The following is a 19555-nucleotide window of genomic DNA, read 5'->3' on the forward strand; positions in this document are numbered from 1 at the left end:
TCAAAAACTGGTTTTATGAACAGGCTAAAAGCCCGTTCCACAAGACAATTTCACAGGTTGTGGAATGAGCTTCTAGCCCGTTCCACAACCTGTGAAAGTAAGTGCAAAATCTCAAACTTGTCCAATTATCCCCATCCTCAATTGTCACCAAATACATCAAAACCTGTTCATCCCCTAAAGCGGCTGCTGAAGTACGGGCGCCGCTACCGGCTGAAAGCTTGGCTGGCAAGTATCTGTTCGCTGCTGAATAAATTCTTTGATTTAGCGCCGCCAGCATTAATCGGTATTGCCGTTGATGTGGTGGTGAAACAGCAAGATTCTATACTCGCTCAGTGGGGCATAAAAGATGTTTTTTGGCAACTGGCAATTATCACTCTTTTGAGCGCGATTGTTTGGACGTTGGAATCGGTTTTTGAATATGCCTATGATTATTTGTGGCGCAATTTAGCTCAGGATATTGAACACGATTTGCGTCTGGAAGCTTACGGGCATTTGCAGGAATTAGAATTAGCTTATTTTGAAGAACGCAGCACGGGCGGTTTGATTTCTATTCTCAATGATGATATCAATCAACTGGAACGTTTTTTGGACGACGGTGCTAATGAGGTGATTCAGGTAATTACAACGGTTGTTGTGATTGGTGCGGCTTTTTTTGCTGCTTCTCCTGGTGTTGCTGGGCTGTCAATGCTGCCGATACCTTTTATTATTTGGGGTTCGATCGCCTTTCAAAATCGCCTTGCTCCTTTCTATGCTGATGTGCGGGAAAAGGTGAGTTTTCTGAACGGGCAACTGTCGAATAATTTGACCGGAATTACTACTATTAAAAGTTTTACTTCCGAAGATTATGAAATTGGGCGCATCGAAACACAAAGCCAAGCTTACCGCCAAAGTAACCGACGAGCGATCGCACTTTCGGCAGCTTTTATTCCGCTGATTCGGGTTGTGATTTTCTTGGGGTTTATTGCAACGCTATTTCTGGGCGGTTTGGAGGTAGTTGCGGGCCGGTTGTCTGTGGGAACTTACAGCGTTTTGGTGTTTTTGACCCAGCGGTTGCTGTGGCCGCTGACTCGCCTGGGAGATACTCTAGATCAATACCAGCGCGCAATGGCTTCTACTAATCGGGTGATGAATTTGTTGGATACTCCGATCGCTATTCGCACGGGTGATATTCGGCGGCCTGTTAGTTCGATTAAGGGTGAGTTGGAATTTAAAAATGTTACTTTTTCTTACAATCAAAGAAAGCCGATTTTGCAGTATTTTTCGTTGACTCTGCCTGCTGGTAAAACTACTGCGATCGTTGGCGCTACTGGTTCGGGAAAAAGTACGCTGGTTAAACTAATTTTGAGGCTGTACGAGGTACAGTACGGCAATATTTACCTCGACGGTATAGAATTAAATAACCTGAATTTAAAAGATTTGCGGAGAGCGATCGGATTGGTGAGTCAAGATGTGTTTTTGTTTCACGGTACGGTGGCCGAAAATATTGCTTACGGCAGTTTTGAAACCAGCAATCGAGAGATAGTAAATGCTGCGAAAATTGCGGAGGCTCACGAGTTTATCGTACAATTGCCGGACGGTTACAACACGATTGTAGGGGAACGCGGTCAAAAATTGTCGGGGGGTCAGCGGCAGCGAATTGCAATTGCGCGGGCTGTTTTGAAGAATCCGCCGATTTTGATTCTTGACGAAGCTACTTCAGCGGTGGATAACGAGACGGAGGCGGCAATTCAGCGATCGCTCGAACGAATTACCAAGAATCGCACTACAATTGCGATCGCCCACCGTCTTTCTACTGTCCGCAATGCCGATTGCATTTGTGTCATGGAAGAGGGGCTGGTGGTAGAATCGGGGCAGCACGAACAACTGATCGAACAGGACGGAATTTATGCGGCGCTCTGGCGGGTGCAATCTGGTATAAGATAGAAACGCAGCGGTTTTGGGTAATTGCTAATTGGGAATTGGGGATGGGGCATTGGGCATGGGTAACTAATGACAACAGTCAACTGCCAACTGCCAACTGCCAACTGACTACTGACTGCTGACTGTAAAATATTAGTTTATACAAACAAGAAGAGAAAATGTTTCTATTTGATAGCCCTGAGTCCAAACCCAACGAAAATAGCTGGAGCCGCAAATTAGATAAATTCGTGAAAGCTAATCAAAATGAATTGGCTGCTTTGGCTTGGGGGCTATTTCTGGAAAGGGGAGAGGAAAGCGAGGAGATTTTGGCAATTGATGTTGCAGAAACTGCGCGTTTTGTGTATTGTAAGAAAGAGGCGGTTGAGGAGTTGAACCGTCAAGTGAGAAGTCATATTCAGGAAGTTGTAGGTGTGTTGAACGCTCACAAGCCTGAGACAGAAGTGGCGATTTTGGCGATCGGGGAAGGTCAAATTAAGTTAATTTTTTTTGAACCTAAGCCTGAACCTCCTGTGTGTTTTGAGGAAGCGGCAACAGATGTGGATACATTGTTGGCTAAGCTGGAACAGCAGATGGGTGAATATATGAAATAGGAGTTATATCAAATCCGGTGGCATCGGAAGTGATATTACCTACAGTCAGGAGACGACGCCGTGCGGTTTCCCTACAATTAATCGGGCGATAGTTATATCTCTTATCGAGAAAGATTGATTATGTTGGGGTAGGTAAACGGCAATGCTGTGTCCTCGGTTTCCCTATTGTCGATGGCTATATCCGATCGCACTCTGAGGGCAATTTCATCCAAGAGTCTCTTTCAATCCCTCGGTGAGATAAACTGCGTATCAGCAACACGCTTTCCGGCCTGTTCCACAAAGAGTAAACCCGGACTTATTATAGATATCAGAATTAGATATCAGAATAACCAGCAATCAAAATAACCAGGGGGCGGCGAATCGTCATAAAAAATTTGAGCTTTGTCTAAAGTAGGTACAGCCTCTGCCAATTCTCTACCTACTTTTACCTCAAGCGCCCTGTCTGTTAATGGAAAGGAAAATTGATGGCTATCTTGCAAATATTTTGCCTTAGCAACAATCTGATCTTTCTCCAAAATCTTGCTGTTGCTACCAATCAAAATGCTATTACTTTCCTGGCAAACACACAGGCACACCTGAGAAAACACACTTTGAAAAGTTGTGATTTTTTCGGCATAAAACTCATCTCTGTGCAGCAGATTTGCTAGTACAACTCCCTCGCTTGATAAGTGTTTTTCGCAGATTTGATAAAATTCTTTGGTGGATAGGCGGTGCGGAAAGTAGCCGTTGCCAAAAGCTACGTCGATCATGATGATATCGTACTTAGTATCGGATTTTTGCTGCTCTAAATACTCTCGGCCGTCTTGAATTGTTACAGTTAGCCGATCGTCAAATTGCACTCCAAAACACTTTTTAGCTGCTTCGATCGCGATCGGGTCTACATCCGCACATTCTATAACAGTTTCCGGCAAATAGTGGTGCAAAACTAAGGGAATTCTGCCGCCGCCAAATCCAGCTATGTAGATTCTTTGAGGTTGGCTTTGCCACACTAAACCCAACATCATCGCCTGAGTATATTCAGACACTAGATGTAAAGGATTGTTGAGATCGAAAATAGATTGCAGTAAATCTGTGTGCTGATTGACTTTTTCTACTAAAGATAGATTAATGTGCGATCGCTTTTTTGTGACTGCAACATAGTGAACACCAGACTCTTTGCAAAAAATAACTTGGTCTGGCTGTTCCTGCAGCCAAGCCAGCCGCTGTTGAATGGCAGCTAAATTAATAGATTGCCAAGTTCTGTGTTCTTCAATCATCTGATTTTAAATTTTATTTAAATTCGATATTCTCTAAGAATACAGCCTCATCAACCCGGTTTCTACAAAAAAGGCTGAGTCGCCCGATATCTGCGAAGAAACCGGGTTTCTAGTCAAGGCTGGGGCAAGTCAGTCGATTTTAGATTTTAGATTTTAGATTTTAGATTTACCCCACAGATAAATCTGGGAGCTTGAACTAGGGTCTAAAATTTTTATCTTTCCACGAATTAACTACGTGGCACGGTATCCGTTTTTGGGCTGCGTCATGTCTCATTTTCCAGGATGGTGAAGAAGGAGAAGAAAACAGAAATTCACCCCATTACAGCCGCTTGTACGCCACCAATTCCAAACCTGAAACCGAAAGTTCCACTTTTTCCCAATCTTGCTTGTCACCTTCCAACTTTTCAAAGGCTGCTGAGGTTAGCAAAATCTCTCCCCGTTCCGCCAAATCCTCTCCCAGTTTCGATGCCAGATTAAATTCCGATCCGTACATATCCTCTCCTTCCAGCATCAAAACATCGCCACAGCCAATACCAATGCAGAGGTAAATATCCATCTCCGGCGGCAGTGTCGTGTTGACAGCCGCCGTTTGTTTCAAAGAGTCGATCGCAGCTTCCACAGCGGATTTTACATCAGCAAAAACTGCAAAAATATTGTCTGCTTCCTCCTTAACTACAGTGCCGCCGTATTCGGAAATTATCGGTTTGACAATGCCGTGCATCCGGTGAATCATTGCCAAAAAATGAATAATTCCGTAGCGGACTGTCGTGCGCGAAAATCCCGACATATCCATTACTAAAATTGCGTAATGTTTGCGGAAAGTGGCATTAATTTTTTCATCAATTTCAGCCATTCTTTCGGGATGTTCGTTTCTTTCTTGCAGCAACTTTTCCAAGTTAGCGCGGTTATTTGTTTTCATTTTATTTTATTAATTAAAATCCCAATCGCGACACAGTTCTTGAGGGCGACCCGCCGGATGCACCGCACAATTGATGCCATCCTTGCCGTAATAATAATCGCAGACAGTGCAAGGTTTAGTTTGCTCTAATTTTTTCATCAAAATTGCCCGGATTGTCTGGATTCGGTTACGATACTTGTTTGCATTCGAGTGACTCGGTTCAATTGCCAAAGCTTGCTCGAAAGCGGCTAAGCTGGAATCGTACAATTTAATAATTTGGGCGCTGTATTTTGTCCAAGCATCGGCACAACTTTGATACAGTTCGACTGTACTTAAGTTTAAGATGCCGTATTCTGTCCAAGCGTCGGCTGAAGCTCGATCGAACTTAATATTGGCATTGAGCAAAACTTTTTTGATCGTTGCCAAAAGTTCCCTCGGCTGCCAAGGTTTGCTAACATAAGCCTCGGCGCGATCGCCCTGGAACCTCGAAAATAAAGCTAACTGCTGTCCCTTACCTGTTAAAAATACCACCGGTATGTTCCGAGTTTCGGGATTAGCTTTAATTAAACGACAAACCCCGTAGCCGTCCAGACGGGGCATTATAACATCTAATAATACTAAATCAGGGCAATTTTTCTCAATTTTATCCAACGCTTCCACACCGTCAGATGCCTGAATTACATTCAATCCGCTGCATCTCAACTGATGTGAAATGCACTCCCGCTGGCTGCGGGAATCTTCCACCACTAAAACTGTTCTCATCACTCCCCACCTGGTTTTTGAGGTAAACTTGTTCGCTGCTTCGAGTCACCCTTGCTGACATCAGTTTACCCGCCTTGGATGAATTTGTTATCACTGGCGAGCTAAACTTACTCAAATTGCAACAAATCTTAAACTGGCGAGCGAAGGTGATACTTATCCAAAAATGCTGGTTGCTAATACCCTGATAATTGTTGAAGGTTTAGGCGGTAAATATTCGGCTTTTAAGCCTTAATAACGGCAAATCGTACTGATATCGGACGAAAACCTGGTTGAATTGCAACAGATAATCGGCTACTGTATACGTTGAAGTTCTTAAGGACGACAAATGAATCGATTGCTCCTCACTTTACTTGTAAGTCCGACGCTGTTTGGATCTGTGATGTCTTTGAGCGCGATCGCAAATCCCGCTCAAATTGGCGAAACACCAAGGCAATCGGCTGATTCGCCCCAATGCGTGCGATCGCCCCACACTCAGCGTCTGACTTGCGTGCGGCTTCCTGACAAGTCTGCTGCTGCGGCTTCTAAGCCGAGAATTACTTGGCAGCGCCCTGCTGACGAACAGGTGGCGATGCTGGATTTTTCGGAAGAAGAAAGCGATGCGGCGGTGGCGCTGTTTGGCTGCGACTGTCAGGTGTGTATCAACTCGCTGCGGCAGTTACGGGGTGTGACACCTCTAGATCTAGCTTCTTGAGGGCGATCGGTCAGACAGCATTGGGAGTCAGGCTCAAAAACCTGGTTTCCGATCGCTGCGCGCTTTTGAGTGCCTTTAGCTTTCTCAGTTTTAGAGAAATTGTAGTCAATTTGTTCCATGATTTCTAGAGATTTTTTATCTCTCAAAATCGGTCTCTACTTTTTAGCGAGAACTTGTTTAAGTTGAGCAGTTGCTTGCTCAATTTTTTCGATACTACCTGGGTTGACTAATCCGTAGTAGTCAAAAACGTAAACTCGATTATTTTTTGTGGCTGTTAGTTGATTCCAAAATGAATCAGATTTAAATTGGTCTAAAATTCCTTCTCCCCGATCGACTACAATGATAACTTCAGGATTAGCCTCTAAAACCTTTTCCGCTGAAAGCGTGACGTAGCCTCGCACGGGGCTATCTCCTTGCAATTGGGCTGCGACATTTTTCACGTTAAACTTACCCAGCAAATCTCCAGCCCAACTGCTTTGATTTGGAGATAAAATCGGTTGTCTGCTTACCAAAACTAAAGTGGCGGGGCTTTGATTTGGGATGTCTGCTAAAAATGTTTGGTAGCGTTTTAACAGAGGTTCGGGATTTGTATTGAGGGATTTAGCTAAAGTGGTTGTTAACTCTTCTAGGGATTTCCAGCTATCCACTTGAGTCAGTAAAGTTTTAATTCCAAGCTGCTGCAATTTTTGCATAGTTTGGTCGTGAAATCCCGACGCACCTACGACTAAATCCGGTTTTAATGCGATAATTTTTTCCAAATTAGGAGGGGTACGTTCGGCCGTGACTGCGGTAATCCCTGTAAATTTGGGGTTGCTGCTGACTAATTTGCTGCCGGGAATTCCTACAAGTTTGGTTGGGTCGAGTTGATGGATAATATCGGCGGTTAAAGGTGTTAAAGCTACAACTTTTTGTGCTGATTCGCTGTTAGTTGTTTGTGGTTGATTAACTGGCGAACCAGCAGGAGTTGATTGCTGAATTTGGGGTGATGTGGCGGCGGAGCAAGCGGTAAATGCTAAACTCAGCAACAGGATAGCGGTACGATAAAAAAAAGTTTTGTACATAGTTTAGGCGGGAGTTACTGCGAGTTTAGACCAGGTTGAGACAGAATTGACGGGAAGTGCGATCGCACTCAGAAATGATTGTTGACTGTTGACTGTTGACTGTTGACTGTTTGGACATTTGAAAAATACCGATGCAACCGGAAACGATATGACGGGAAGTTCGATCGCACTTTAGCGCTTAATGATTTAAATATCAATAGTTTACGGTATATTTTGTATAAAAAACCGCCTTTATTGCCTGACTTCGGATTTTTTAAGTATCTCTTAACTTTTATGGGAGCCTTTGGAACCACTACTAGGCAATAGTTTATTGCCTGTGGCACTCAGATAGAACAGCCGATTGTGGCAATAAGTTAATAGAAATAATTATGAATAAATTGGGAACTTCGTGCGAGGGGGAGGTTATACTTAGCAAAAAAGTATTAAGTATGATGAGTGGGAGCGATCGCACAAATCTGCAAGCCTACAGAAGTTTCTAAAATGATAGCTTCTACGCCAAAAGTCTGAGCTAAATTATCAGGAGTTAAAACTTGTGCCGGAGTTCCTACACAAAAAAGTTCCCCTTTATTTAACATAGCAATCCGCGAACTGTACCTAGCAGCTAAATTAATTTCATGCAGCACTGTAATAATCGTCAATTTGTGTTTTTGATTGAGTTGATTAAGCAGTTCTAACAATTGCAACTGATAGCAAATATCTAAATAAGTAGTAGGTTCATCTAATAGCAAAACTTGCGGATTTTGAGCCAAAGCTAAGGCGAGAAAAGCGCGCTGGCGTTCGCCTCCTGAGAGTTGTTCGACAGGGCGATCGCGAAAATCCTCAATCCCAGTTTGACTGATAGCAACTTCCACCTTTTCCGCATCTTCCTTGCTCAATTCCCACTGCCACCAACCCTGGTGAGGAGAACGCCCCAAACTAACTAATTGCCGTACCGTCAAACCTTCCGGTACTGTTTGCTGCTGCGGCAAAAGCGCTAATTTTTGAGCGACAACAGCAGCAGGTTGAGTATGAATTTCTTTGCCATCAAGCAACACACTTCCTTGCTGCGGAGTTAGGATGCGGCTAACTAATTTCAAGAAAGTAGACTTACCAGAACCGTTGGCACCGATAAGACTCAACCACTCACCAGGTTGCAAAGATAAAGTGATGTTGTGGGCGATCGCAACTTCGCCGTAACCCCCAGTTAAATTGTGAATTTCTAAAGACATAAGATACAGTTGACAGTTGACAGTTGACAGTTGACAGTTGAAGCGCGAGTGACTAATGAGAGATGACTAATGACTAATAACTAATGACTAATGACTAATAACTAGAACGCCGATAAAGCAGCCAGACAAATAGCGGAGAACCCAACAAAGCCGTAACCGTACCCACAGGCAATTCTACTGCACCCAAACGAGCCAAAAAATCAGCAAAAGTCAACACCCAAGCACCGCCGATCGCACTCATCGGCAACACAAACCGATAATCATTACCAACCAACAAACGCACCCCGTGAGGCACAACCAATCCCACAAAACCAATCAATCCGCCGATGCTGACAGCACTCGCAGCTAGCAAAGTAGCAACACCCCCAATCAATAAGCGCGATCGTACCAGCGAAACCCCCAAACCAACAGCTAAATCGTCGCCCAAAGCCAGCAAATTTATCGATCGACCCAAAAAACATCCTAACAACAAAGCAGCCAAAATATAAGGTGCAGCCACCTGCAAATCCGACCAACCGCGACCGTTCAAACTACCGATCAACCAATTCAAAGCAGCTTGCAAGCGGCTGTCTTCAGCCAACAGCAGCAGTGTAGTTTGTATGGCCCCAAAAAGAGAACTCACAGCCACACCAGCTAAAACCAAACGTTCAACCGAAATCCCCGTTTTAGTTTTTCCCAAAAAGTAGACCAGCATCGAAGTTAAAATAGCACCTATCCAAGCCGCCAAAGGCACCCAAGTTTGAAATATTCCCAAAGTCAGCATGGTAATCGCAACCAACCCCGCAGCCGCCGAAATTCCTAATACAAAAGGATCGGCTAAACCGTTGCGGAGCAAACCTTGCAGCAAAGCCCCCGACATTCCTAAAGCCGCACCAACCGTCAGCGCTGCCGCCACTCTGGGCAAACGCAATTCCCAAAAAATAGTCTGATTGACAGCATCACCTCGGTGCAGAAATGCTTGCCACAATTGATCGGTACTCATCGACACCGCACCAAAAGAAAGCGAAAGGGCGATGGTTAATAGCAAACCCAATCCTAAGAATACTACTGCCTGAAAAACTCGATATTCTAGCCAGATTTTTTGCAGATTCACTACATTACACCACTATCTTGATTAACAGCACTAAATACCATATTTCCTCGGTTGAGAATGGTCGAACTCGTTAACTACAATAACAATAACCCATTCACAAGAAGACGGCGACCGTGGGAGCAGATGAGCAGGCGATCGCACCCGCCGCCAAAATTAAATGTATAATATTAACGAAGTAAACCGCTACGAGTGAATCATGTCCGCAAACACCGCGCTACCCGCAGCCCTAGCTAAAATCGTCCAGCGCTTTCAGCGACATTCCGATCCGAAACAGCGCTACGAACAACTGCTGTGGTATGCCAAGCGACTCCCAGCATTTCCCGAAAGCGACAAACTGCCGGAAAACAAAGTTTCTGGCTGCGTGTCGCAAGTTTATATTACTGCAAATTTGGCAGACGGAAAAGTATTGTATCAAGGCGATTCAGACGCTCAGTTAGTCAAAGGATTAGTTGGCTTGCTGGTGGAAGGTTTGAGCGGATTAACCCCTGCTGAAATTGTCACCATTACCCCAGATTTTATTCAAGACACGGGATTGAATGTGAGTCTGACACCTTCCCGCGCTAACGGATTTTACAACATCTTTCAAATGATGAAAAATAAGGCACTTGCTTGTGAATTGAGCAAGCAAGCCGAAGTTAATTAAAAGAATAAACAGCCATGACTCAAACTACAAATTTAACAAAATCAGGTTCTGGCAACTATCCGGCCGCAGTTCAAGAATATCTCTGGAATTGGAAAGAAACGCAAATAAAAGTTATTTACGAAACCAGAGGACAGGGAAATCCTGTCTTGCTGCTGCCTGCTTTCAGTACGGTTTCGACGCGAGAAGAAATGCGTCCTTTAGCAGAATTGTTAGCTTCTAACTTTCAAGTTGTGAGCTTAGATTGGCCGGGTTTTGGCGACTCGGATCGCCCGCGAACCGACTATGAACCGCAATTATACCATCAATTTCTTAAGGATTTTGTGGAGTCAATTTTTAATAGTCCGGTTGCTGTAGTTGCGGCAGGTCACGCTGCGGGTTATGCGATGCAATTAGCGCAATCACAGCCGAATGTTTGGTCAAAGATTGTGTTAGCTGCGCCGACTTGGCGCGGGCCTTTGCCGACGATGAGCAAACAGCAAAGCGGGTGGCATGGAATGGTGAGAGAATTAGTACGATCGCCCTTACTGGGACAATTCCTATACAAACTCAACACTGCACCGTCATTCCTCAGTCTCATGTACCGCCGCCACGTCTATGTGGATGCAGCTAAAGTCACGCCCGATTTCATCCAAAATAAGTGGAAAATTACGCAAAAACCAGGTGCTCGCTACGGTTCCGCCGCCTTTGTGACTGGTGGTTTAGATCCGGCCAAAGTGCGATCGGAATTTACAGACAATTTTCAACAATTAGCAGTGCCGGTGATGGTTGTAATTGCTGAAAAGGCGCCGCCCAAATCAAAGGCGGAAATGGAAGCATTAACGGAATTACCCGGTGTTGAATCGCGAGTTATTCCCGGTTCTTTGGGTATGCACGAAGAGAATGCAGAAGCTTTGGCAAATGCGGCTAAATCTTTTCTCTAAATTATTTAAATCCCACTCTTCAGTCCGCGCAGGCGGACTTCGTTTGTGTAGCCCCGAATTCAATTCGGCGGTTTACATCATAAGAATAACAGCGGTATTTTGGCTAGTTTTTTCTTCCTTTTCCTTGCCACTGTATGCTGTGGGAGAGCCGCCGTTTGCTAACTCACAACAGAGTATTATTGAAGGTGCGATCGACTTTCACATTCATTCTTCTCCTGATGTGATTCCTCGCAGGTTGGATGATTTTGAAGTAGCTAAGTCAGCCGCGCGATCGCACATGAAAGCTGTTGTATTGAAAAATCATTATGCGAGTACAGCAGCGCGGGCAGTTTTGGTTAATAAAATAGTACCACAAATCGAAGTTTTCGGGGGAGTTGTTCTCAATCATGCTGTCGGCGGCATTAATCCCGACGCTGTAGATGCAATGCACCGCATCGGTGGCAAATACGGTAAAGTAGTGTGGCTGCCAACGGTTGATGCTGAGCATCACTTGCAGGTTTTTCACAAATCGGGAATAGGGATTAAAGTTGCGGAAAATGGCAAGGTTTTACCGAAAACAGCAGCGGTGTTGAAGATTGTAGCAAAAGAGAATTTGATATTGGAAACCGGTCATATTTCATCAGAAGAAGTGATGGCGGTTGTCGGTGAAGCCAACCTGCTCAACATTAAGAACATCCTGATTACCCACGCAATGGCAGATGTACCCGGTTTGTCCCTAGAAAATATGCAAACAGCCGCCAAGATGGGAGCTTTTCTAGAACTAGCATTTGTCAACGATTTGATGGGAGAAAAGGCCGCTGATGACGGACACAAAAACTGGCATCAAGTTTCAATTAAGAAGATGGCAGCAGCGATTAAACTAATCGGAGCAGAGCATTTTGTGATGAGCACGGATTTAGGAAGGAAACCCGATCCTTTGCCTGCGGAAGGTTACAAATTATTTGTGCAAAAATTGATAGATGAAGGCATTTCTCCGCAGGAAATTGATTTGATGATGACACACAATCCAGCTCGATTGTTAGGCATTTAGAATTGGTAATTGGCAATCGGGGATTGGGAATCGCTAATTGGGAATTCTCTTCCCTCTTTTCTCTTCCTTCTTCCCTCTGCCTTCTGCCTTCTTCCTGACATCCGTTACATCCCGTACATTGCTCGTTGCCGAACTTCCTTCTTCTATTCTTGATTGCCTTTGCCCTTCAAGTATCCGTTATCTGCAATGCGCCAAGCACCGCCAGCATTGCCCGTTAAATCGCTATCTTCCACTGTAGCAATGCTATCTCTGTAAACGGCGATCGCCTCACCTTCATTACCATTAATCCGACATCGGCGCACGATCAATTTTCCTCCCAATCCGACACCTATTCCCAAACTGCCGTTGTCAAAAATACTGCAATCTTCCACCGTTGCTTTCCCATTATCAGATATAAAAATTCCGTTCCATACCCCATCATGAATTTGATTGCGGCGGAGGATAGAATTTGCATCAGGGCCGCAAATGCCCACCACAGAATAGTCCGCAGAAGTGATATCGCTGTCTTCTACGATCAACTCGCCTTTGCGAATATCCACAGCGTAATATTTCCCCGTTGCGCTCATCGTTAAACCCCGCACTAAAGCAGTATCAGTTGCCATTTTAATGCAGTTTGAGTTGATACTTTCAACCACAATGCGATCGACATCTCCCCTGCCGATAATTTCTACCGATTTGTCGAGAATTAGACTTTCGCGATAAACGCCTGGATGCACGTCAATGCGCGTGCCCGGTGCTGCATTTTTCAGCGCTTCGCTAATAGTAGTATAATCGCCTTGACCCTGCTGAGAAACAACAAATTTTTTACTCTTCAAAACTTTGGGATCTGAAGTAGATGCTTTAATTTGCCCTGATTCCGAGTCAAAATGCTCCGATTGTCGATCGCCCGCTTCGGAAAGTTGCGATGTTAGCAGCAAGCGTTCTTGATAAACTGTCTCTAGCTGATGTTCTAACTCGGATACTTGAGATTGAAGTTGAGCTTGATTTTGGTTGGCTGTCTCGATTTGACTTTGGAATTCAGACAGTTGAGAATAAAGGTGCGATCGTTCTCTGTTAGCTGTTTCTAGCTGAGATGCCAATTCAGAGCGACTTTGACGCACACTTTCTAACTGATTTTCTAAGTCGGATACTTGAGATTGAAGTTGATTTTGATTCTGATTGCCTGTCTCGATTTGACTTTGCAATTCCAAGAGTTGAGAATAAAGGTGCGATCGTTCTGTGTTAGCAGTTTCTAGCTGAACTTCTAATTCAGAGCGAGTTTGATACACACTATTTAGGTGATTTTCTAACTCGGATACTTGAGATTGAAGTTGATTTTGATTCTGATTGGCTGTCTCGATTTGACTTTGCAATTGGGAGATTTGAGAAGTGAGCTGAGATTCCAATTCAGAGCGACTTTGACGCACACTCTCTAACTGATGTTCTAACTCGGAGATTTGAGATTGAAGTTGAGTTTGGTTCTGATTGGCTGTCTCGATTTGAGCTGGGAATTCCGAGAGTTGAGAATAAAGCTGCGATCGTTCTGTGTTAGCAGTTTCTAGCTGAACTTCTAATTCAGAGCGAGTTTGACGCAGGCTATTTAGCTGATTTTCTAACTCGGATACTTGAGATTGAAGTTGAGTTTGATTCTGAGTGGCCGTCTCGATTTGACTTTGCAATTGGGAGATTTGAGAAGTGAGCTGAGATGCCAATTCAGAGCGACTTTGACGCACACTTTCTAACTGTTGTTCTAACTCATAAATTAGAGATTGAAGTTGATTTTGATTCTGATTGGCTGTCTCGGTTTGACTTTGCAATTGGGAAATTTGAGAAGTGAGCTGAGATTCCAATTCAGAGCGACTTTGACGCACACTTTCTAACTGTTGTTCTAACTCGGAAATTAGAGATTGAAGTTGATTTTGATTCTGATTGGCTGTCTCGGTTTGACTTTGAATTTCCGAGAGTTGAGAATAAAGTTGCGATCGTTCTGTGTTAGCAGTTTCTAGCTGAGATTCTAATTCAGATCGACTTTGACGAACACTTTGTAACTGGCGTTCTAACTGTGAGATTTGAGATTGAAGTTGAGTTTGATTCTGATTGGCTGTCTCGATTTGACTTTGGGATTCCGACAGTTGAGAATAAAGGTGCGATCGTTCTGTGTTAGCAGTTTCTAATTGAGCTTGCAGTTCTGATAACTGAGACTGGAGTTGCGAGCTATCTTCCTCCTTGCGATGTATCTGAGACTCCATTTCTGACAACTCAGACAGCAGTCTTTCTCGCTCTAAAACAACCATTTCGGATTGAAGTTGTAGTTCATGAACTTGAGAGTTTAACTGCATTTTATCCAAATTAGCAGCTTCTAACTGTCTTTGCAGTTCTAATAATTCAAATGGAGGTTGCTGTGCTTGTTCGCGAGCGGTTTGCAATTGAGAGTTGAGTAATTCGCGTTCTTGCTCTGCACTCTCCAATTGAGCTTGTAGCTCTGACAATTCCGAAGTAAATTGCGATTGCTCTGCTTCGACTAATTGCAGTTGAGTTTGCAAACCCGAAAGTTGAGACTGAAGTTGCTCCCGCTCTTCAATGGAGCGCTCGAATTTAATTTGAATTTCCGACAACTGGTACTGTACCTGCAATCGGCTTTGGCTAGCCGTTTCCAACTGACTCTCAAATTCCGACAGCAGAGCGTGAAATTGAGAACGTTCTGCATCAACCGCCTCTAACTCTGCTTGCATTTCCAGCAATTGAGCGTTAAGCTGCGATCGCTCCTGCTCCGCAACTTCTAACTGATCTTTAAGTTCTGCCACTTCTGCTAACTGCGACTCAGCTTGTTGAGCATTTTCTAGCTGAAACTGCAAATCAGCAATCAGAGCATCAATTTGCGATCGATCCTGGGCAATTCCTGCCAAAAATTCTTCCATTTCCGACACTTGATTTTTTAACAATTCTTGCTCGCCAGTCACAGTTTCCAAGCGACTTTGCAACTGGGACAATTCAGAATTTAGCTGATTTTCATTCTGCACCTTTTGTCGCAATTCCGAAGTTCGGGCATCCAACTGAGCAGCCAAATTCGATATAGCCTCCTGCGAACCCTGCATCCGCACCAAATTGCGTGAATTTCGCTTATTCAAAATTAGCCAGCAGACTAATGCCCCGCCTCCAAATCCAATTAATAAAAGTAATGCTTCCATTTGTTTTATCTAATTAATATAAATTGATTGATTTTGATGCTGACCCAAAAAATGGACATCCACAACTCGCTATCTTATATCGTTTCCGGTTGCATCGGAATAAGAAAATCGAGTCTACAGTTAACAATCAACCCTTCAGTTTTGCGACCCGCCAGTCAACAGTCAACAGTCAACAGTCAACAGTCATGAGGAGTGCAACCGGAATTGATATTACTCAAAGCTATCACAACTTGCCTGCCTGTGTTCACTTGGCTCAACAATTTATATTTCTTTACAAATCCCTTTTGTTTACAGGTAAGGTACAGCGCACCCTCCAAGTCCGATTAATGAAGCAAATCCACAATATGAGGAATAATTTGGATATGCTGAGTCAACAAATAATCCAACCTATCCGCCAATAAACTAAAAATTAAATCGTTATAACTCATCCCGTATTCCGCCAAACCTAAAGCTACCAAACTCGTCACATTTTCCCCTGGATGTTTCAGATCCGGTTTGGGATTTGCTTCCAAAACATAAAGCGAGCCATCAGCATCACTTCGGACATCAATCCGCACCAAACTGTTCAAACTAAACTCCCAATAAATTTTTCGAGCCAACTCAATTAACTCTTGTTTTAGTTCAGGTTCTTCACCGCCCATCAACCGTCCTCGGTCGGCCGTAATCGCCTTTTTATCCATAGAAGTAAATATGCGTTCGTCAGGCTCCAGCACCCGCTCCACAGTCGAAAAAGCAAAGGGTTTGGTATTTTTATAAAATCGGCCTTTAGCATAAGTAACATAGCCGCAGACCGCTACACAAAATTCTCGTCCCGGCAAATACTTTTCAATTAAAGCAGTATTGTGAGTGTCTCGGTGAACTTCTAAAACCGCCTGAGACAAACCCTCAATCTGGTCTACAAAATGAACGTGCAGCGAAGCGCGACCGGATACTGGTTTAACAACAAACGGCCCTTGATAGTCACCAAAAGCAATGGCAAAACGCTGATGCAAATGAGGCTGCAAAATCCCTTGAGAAGGATGCCAAGTCATAAAGGGAGCGGTTTTAATTCCGACTGATTGCAGTTCCCGTTTAAAAGCGTGTTTGTTATCTAAAGTTGAACTATTTAAAGGATTGTGACCGACATAAGGCATTCCCAACATTTCCAACAATGCGGGAGTGTGACAAACAGGATTGTAGCCCTGGACTCCGCCAGTATTCAGCCACACTAAATGGATATTGTTTTGTTTGAGTTTTTCCGGCAAATTCATGTCATCAGGTAGGACAAAGACGTGCTTAAAGCCAATTCCTACTAATGCTTTAGCAATCTCGCGGGCGACGACTTCGTAACTCTTCCAAGCGCGGGGGTTGTGAGTTTTGTAAATCACTGAGCCGGGGCTATCGCAGTCGCCGCCGAACACCACAGCAATCCGCAATTTAGCAAACAGTACCTCCAAATATTGAGGCAGCAAACTAAAGTCATAATGCCAGCGATTCCGGGTAATTGATATTGGAATCATTTAAGTATTTTTCCTTTTTGTTTCATTTTTTAGCGACCGAACCGCTAGATTTTCCCAAATATATTCCAGCCAAAACCACAGAGAAAGCAAACCAATTAAACAAGCTCAAACTTTCCGAAAACAGCACCCAAGCCATAATAGCTGTAATTACGGGTTCTAGCAGCAGGAAAAAAGCTACAAATTCCGAGGACAAACGACCTAGACTGTGGATAAGCAGTCCCTGACCGAAAGCTTGGCAAATCACCGCCAAAGCAATTACAGTCAGCCATCCCTGCCAAGAATAAGGGAAAACTCGATCGCCCGCCAGCAGAACCAGTGGCAAAACCAAGATACTGCCCATAAAACAGCGCCACATCAATATAGTTGTTGCCGGAAACTTGGTTCGCAAATGTTCTGAAATTAGCAGATTTCCTGCATAAAACATCGCCGATAAAAGAGCAGCAATGTCGCCGACAAGAGTGTCTCCCGCCGTTTGCAAATCGTCCATACCGATCGCAATTGCACCAGACAAAGCCACCGCCAGTCCCACCAAAAACCTGTTGTCAAAGCGCCGCCCCAACAGCAGCCATCCTCCCAAAGTAGTAAATAAAGGAGTTAAGTTTCGCAGTACAGTAGAATTGGCGACATTAGTCTGACTCAGTGACCACGCCCAGAAACCCACAGAAGCAGAAGAAACCACGCCTACGGCGATTAACAGCATCACATCCTGCAGAGTGTAGTTCGATCGCTCTTCAACTTGTGCCCCAGACATTCGGCGACGCGCAGCACCCGCACCATTCCACACTCCAAATACTACAGTTGCTATCCACAAACGGTTAAAAACAGTAGCATTCGGGCTGATTTCCCGTTCGCTCAACCTAATAAAAATCGCAGCCAGCGACACCGCTAGCAGCGCCGCCGACAGCGATGCGATCGCCCAAATTTTGCCTTGACTCTCAGCTAATTCACCGTTTTTTAAACTGTCTGGCTTTCCCGAAACAATAGTTTTGTCTTCAGTTATTAAGGCAGAGTTTAACTCGGTTTTTTCCAAAATATTGCGCTGAAGTTCAATATTTGGCTCTGGCAATCCCAGTTTTTTTGACATTATTAAAAGTTCCAATGAAGGCAGAAGGCAGTTGTGTAGGGTGCGTGACCAAATAAAAATTGGGCGACGAATGGAGTGACTCAAAAGTCACGCACTCTACTTACGAGGGCTGCAAAAACTATTTTTTATGGTTTTTGCAGCTTAGGCTGAAGGTTTAACAGAAAGCCTTGTCAAAGCCTCCTTTATCGCCGGCGGCAATTGCCGGATAATCTTGTTCTTGTCGCGATCGACACCAACCAAAGTTACCTGTGCTGTCACATATAACTCCTGAGTCTCAGCCGATCGAATTTCGTAATCCCAAAGCAGCCGCACACCCTCGGTAGCAGCGATCCGCGTTCTGACTGCCACAGATTGACCCATTTGTACAGCCCGGTGGTAGCGCAGCGAAAGTTCCACCACGGGCAATTCCAAACCCTGCGCCACCCAATCTGCATACTCGATGCCAAGAGAGCGCAAACTTTCCACCCTAGCTTCCTCCATCCAAGCAATATAAGTACCGTGCCAAACCACACCGCTGTAGTCAGTATGGTGAGGGTACACTCGCACCAAATATTCAAACCAGCCCTCAGAGTCCATCCCGCGCCGATTTTGAATAGCACCAGCCGGTGCGAGTTCTGGTTGAGTTCGATCGTTCTCTAACACTTTACAAATCGTTCCAAAACGCTACATTTCTACAAATCATAAGACAAACTTCAGGCTTATGCTTGACAGTAAGAAACTAGAGTACCAACGCCCTAGTGTAACGTCGCACAAGAAAACTCAACTGTTTTTACCGCCAAAACCATGATAGAAAAAATTTTAGTAGCCGTAGCCGGTCGCGGCTTGTGCGAAGAGATGTTTAATATGTTGATGGACATCCCTTCCTTGCAACAAACCTCTGTCACCGTCTTGCACGTCGTGCCGCCGCAAGTAACCTCCGATGGCATGGCCGAGAAGTTGGAAGAAGGAGGAAAGATTTTAGCACAAGCAGTCCAGTCTTTGAAAATAGATCCCAGCAAAGTCAACCCGCGGCTCAAACAGGGAGACCCGAAAACCACCGTTTGCCAAGTCGCAGAAGAAGAACAATCCGACTTAGTAATTATGGGTTCCCGGGGACTCGGACGGCTGCAATCGATTTTGGAAAACTCAGTCAGCCAGTACGTTTTCCAGCTAACATCCCGACCGATGCTGTTAGTAAAAGACGACATTTACGTCAAAAAAATCAAGCGCGTCATGGTAGCGGTAGACAAATCAGAAGCTGCCAAACAGTCATTGCAGCTTGCGCTCTCTTTGGTCAAAGAAGTCAGTGGCGGAGAGATAATTTTAGTACACGTCACCAAAGATTTGACGGGAAAAGCCAGCGAAGATTTAACAGCAAGTGCTGAAAAAGACCCCGTATTAGCTCCCGCAGTAGCACTAGCCAAACAAATGGGAGTTAGCTACCGCTGCGTGAGTGCTACAGGTAAGCCAGGGGAAGAAATTTGTCGGATTGCAGACGACTTGAATGCCGACTTATTGGTAATCGGTTCCCCGGATCGGCGACCCAGCGTTGCCAAAAACTTTGTGGATATCGATCGACTCCTAGGAAATTCGCTATCAGACTACGTGCGAGTTTATGCCAACTGTCCCGTCTTGCTAGCCCGCACAGTCGCCTAGAATCTCATCGTTAAGAACGAGCAGCTAACACTCAACATTTAATAAAAAAAGCGCCTCAGCAAAAAGCTGTTGGCGCTTTTTTTTGCAAGCAGCAAAGC

The 19555-nt window shown here is 44.5% G+C and carries 17 protein-coding genes; 7 read left to right on the top strand and 10 right to left on the bottom strand.

From position 1 onward, the window contains the following. Nucleotides 1-141: 141 nt before the first annotated feature. On the top strand, nt 142-1923 hold the full coding sequence (locus QUB77_RS09445; RefSeq protein WP_333171736.1) for an ABC transporter ATP-binding protein: 1782 nt from the start codon (nt 142-144) through the stop codon (nt 1921-1923). A 155-nt stretch (nt 1924-2078) separates the two neighbouring features. Beyond that, on the top strand, nt 2079-2510 hold the full coding sequence (gene ccmS, locus QUB77_RS09450; RefSeq protein ID WP_333171677.1) for a beta-carboxysome assembly chaperone CcmS: 432 nt from the start codon (nt 2079-2081) through the stop codon (nt 2508-2510). A gap of 320 nt (nt 2511-2830) precedes the next feature. Here the strand turns inward: ccmS and QUB77_RS09455 are convergent, their stop codons facing one another. The 3 genes from QUB77_RS09455 to QUB77_RS09465 form a co-directional block, all read right to left on the bottom strand. Beyond that, nucleotides 2831-3766, bottom strand: a complete 936-nt coding sequence (locus tag QUB77_RS09455) for a fused MFS/spermidine synthase (RefSeq protein WP_333171679.1) — start codon at nt 3764-3766, stop codon at nt 2831-2833. Nucleotides 3767-4085: 319 nt separating this feature from the next. After that, complete coding sequence (locus QUB77_RS09460) at nt 4086-4685, bottom strand: adenylate/guanylate cyclase domain-containing protein (RefSeq protein ID WP_333171681.1); 600 nt, start codon at nt 4683-4685, stop codon at nt 4086-4088. Between the two features lie 9 nt (nt 4686-4694). After that, nucleotides 4695-5426 carry a response regulator gene (locus tag QUB77_RS09465; RefSeq protein ID WP_333171683.1) on the bottom strand — a complete coding sequence of 244 codons (732 nt, stop codon included), beginning with the start codon at nt 5424-5426 and terminating at the stop codon, nt 4695-4697. A gap of 325 nt (nt 5427-5751) precedes the next feature. Here QUB77_RS09465 and QUB77_RS09470 point away from each other — a divergent pair, with 325 nt between their 5' ends. Continuing rightward, complete coding sequence (locus QUB77_RS09470) at nt 5752-6117, top strand: hypothetical protein (protein WP_333171685.1); 366 nt, start codon at nt 5752-5754, stop codon at nt 6115-6117. 155 nt (nt 6118-6272) lie between these two features. On the opposite strand, the gene QUB77_RS09475 is transcribed toward QUB77_RS09470, so the two are convergent. The 3 genes from QUB77_RS09475 to QUB77_RS09485 all read right to left on the bottom strand — a co-directional run bounded on the left by QUB77_RS09475 (nt 6273) and on the right by QUB77_RS09485 (nt 9479). Continuing rightward, on the bottom strand, nt 6273-7178 hold the full coding sequence (locus QUB77_RS09475; protein WP_333171687.1) for an ABC transporter substrate-binding protein: 906 nt from the start codon (nt 7176-7178) through the stop codon (nt 6273-6275). Between the two features lie 422 nt (nt 7179-7600). Next, on the bottom strand, nt 7601-8386 hold the full coding sequence (locus tag QUB77_RS09480) for an ABC transporter ATP-binding protein (RefSeq protein WP_333171689.1): 786 nt from the start codon (nt 8384-8386) through the stop codon (nt 7601-7603). Between the two features lie 94 nt (nt 8387-8480). Continuing rightward, a complete protein-coding gene (locus tag QUB77_RS09485) occupies nt 8481-9479 on the bottom strand; it encodes an iron ABC transporter permease (protein ID WP_333171691.1) in 999 nt (332 codons plus the stop codon). 196 nt (nt 9480-9675) lie between these two features. Between QUB77_RS09485 and QUB77_RS09490 the strand changes: the two genes are divergently transcribed. The 3 genes from QUB77_RS09490 to QUB77_RS09500 all read left to right on the top strand — a co-directional run bounded on the left by QUB77_RS09490 (nt 9676) and on the right by QUB77_RS09500 (nt 12072). Further along, a complete protein-coding gene (locus QUB77_RS09490) occupies nt 9676-10122 on the top strand; it encodes a SufE family protein (RefSeq protein ID WP_333171693.1) in 447 nt (148 codons plus the stop codon). 14 nt (nt 10123-10136) lie between these two features. Next, nucleotides 10137-11042, top strand: a complete 906-nt coding sequence (locus QUB77_RS09495) for an alpha/beta hydrolase (RefSeq protein ID WP_333171694.1) — start codon at nt 10137-10139, stop codon at nt 11040-11042. Between the two features lie 139 nt (nt 11043-11181). Continuing rightward, entirely contained in the window at nt 11182-12072 is an 891-nt protein-coding gene (locus QUB77_RS09500; RefSeq protein ID WP_333171696.1) for a DUF6282 family protein, read from the top strand. Between the two features lie 143 nt (nt 12073-12215). Here the strand turns inward: QUB77_RS09500 and QUB77_RS09505 are convergent, their stop codons facing one another. The 4 genes from QUB77_RS09505 to QUB77_RS09520 all read right to left on the bottom strand — a co-directional run bounded on the left by QUB77_RS09505 (nt 12216) and on the right by QUB77_RS09520 (nt 18464). Then, nucleotides 12216-15239: a right-handed parallel beta-helix repeat-containing protein gene (locus QUB77_RS09505; RefSeq protein WP_333171699.1), complete on the bottom strand. Its 3024-nt coding sequence runs from the start codon at nt 15237-15239 to the stop codon at nt 12216-12218. A 323-nt stretch (nt 15240-15562) separates the two neighbouring features. Continuing rightward, entirely contained in the window at nt 15563-16738 is a 1176-nt protein-coding gene (locus QUB77_RS09510; RefSeq protein ID WP_333171701.1) for a D-alanyl-alanine synthetase, read from the bottom strand. 22 nt (nt 16739-16760) lie between these two features. Continuing rightward, entirely contained in the window at nt 16761-17822 is a 1062-nt protein-coding gene (locus QUB77_RS09515) for a DMT family transporter (RefSeq protein WP_333171703.1), read from the bottom strand. A 141-nt stretch (nt 17823-17963) separates the two neighbouring features. Beyond that, nucleotides 17964-18464: a thioesterase family protein gene (locus QUB77_RS09520; protein ID WP_333171705.1), complete on the bottom strand. Its 501-nt coding sequence runs from the start codon at nt 18462-18464 to the stop codon at nt 17964-17966. A gap of 141 nt (nt 18465-18605) precedes the next feature. Between QUB77_RS09520 and QUB77_RS09525 the strand changes: the two genes are divergently transcribed. Next, the gene (locus QUB77_RS09525) at nt 18606-19457 is read left to right on the top strand and encodes a universal stress protein (RefSeq protein ID WP_333171707.1); all 852 of its coding nucleotides are present in this window, start codon (nt 18606-18608) and stop codon (nt 19455-19457) included. Nucleotides 19458-19555 lie beyond the last annotated feature (98 nt).

Origin of the sequence: Microcoleus sp. AT9b-C3, assembly GCF_036705485.1 — a bacterium.
Taxonomy (GTDB): Bacteria; Cyanobacteriota; Cyanobacteriia; order Cyanobacteriales; family Microcoleaceae; genus Microcoleus.

Coding starts and splice junctions, on each gene's coding strand:
- ccmS (WP_333171677.1), top strand. CDS start 2,079: ATGTTTCTATTTGATAGCCCTGAGTCCAAACCCAACGAAAATAGCTGG.
- QUB77_RS09455 (WP_333171679.1), bottom strand. CDS start 3,766: ATGATTGAAGAACACAGAACTTGGCAATCTATTAATTTAGCTGCCATT.
- QUB77_RS09460 (WP_333171681.1), bottom strand. CDS start 4,685: ATGAAAACAAATAACCGCGCTAACTTGGAAAAGTTGCTGCAAGAAAGA.
- QUB77_RS09465 (WP_333171683.1), bottom strand. CDS start 5,426: ATGAGAACAGTTTTAGTGGTGGAAGATTCCCGCAGCCAGCGGGAGTGC.
- QUB77_RS09470 (WP_333171685.1), top strand. CDS start 5,752: ATGAATCGATTGCTCCTCACTTTACTTGTAAGTCCGACGCTGTTTGGA.
- QUB77_RS09475 (WP_333171687.1), bottom strand. CDS start 7,178: ATGTACAAAACTTTTTTTTATCGTACCGCTATCCTGTTGCTGAGTTTA.
- QUB77_RS09480 (WP_333171689.1), bottom strand. CDS start 8,386: ATGTCTTTAGAAATTCACAATTTAACTGGGGGTTACGGCGAAGTTGCG.
- QUB77_RS09490 (WP_333171693.1), top strand. CDS start 9,676: ATGTCCGCAAACACCGCGCTACCCGCAGCCCTAGCTAAAATCGTCCAG.
- QUB77_RS09495 (WP_333171694.1), top strand. CDS start 10,137: ATGACTCAAACTACAAATTTAACAAAATCAGGTTCTGGCAACTATCCG.
- QUB77_RS09505 (WP_333171699.1), bottom strand. CDS start 15,239: ATGGAAGCATTACTTTTATTAATTGGATTTGGAGGCGGGGCATTAGTC.
- QUB77_RS09510 (WP_333171701.1), bottom strand. CDS start 16,738: ATGATTCCAATATCAATTACCCGGAATCGCTGGCATTATGACTTTAGT.
- QUB77_RS09515 (WP_333171703.1), bottom strand. CDS start 17,822: ATGTCAAAAAAACTGGGATTGCCAGAGCCAAATATTGAACTTCAGCGC.
- QUB77_RS09525 (WP_333171707.1), top strand. CDS start 18,606: ATGATAGAAAAAATTTTAGTAGCCGTAGCCGGTCGCGGCTTGTGCGAA.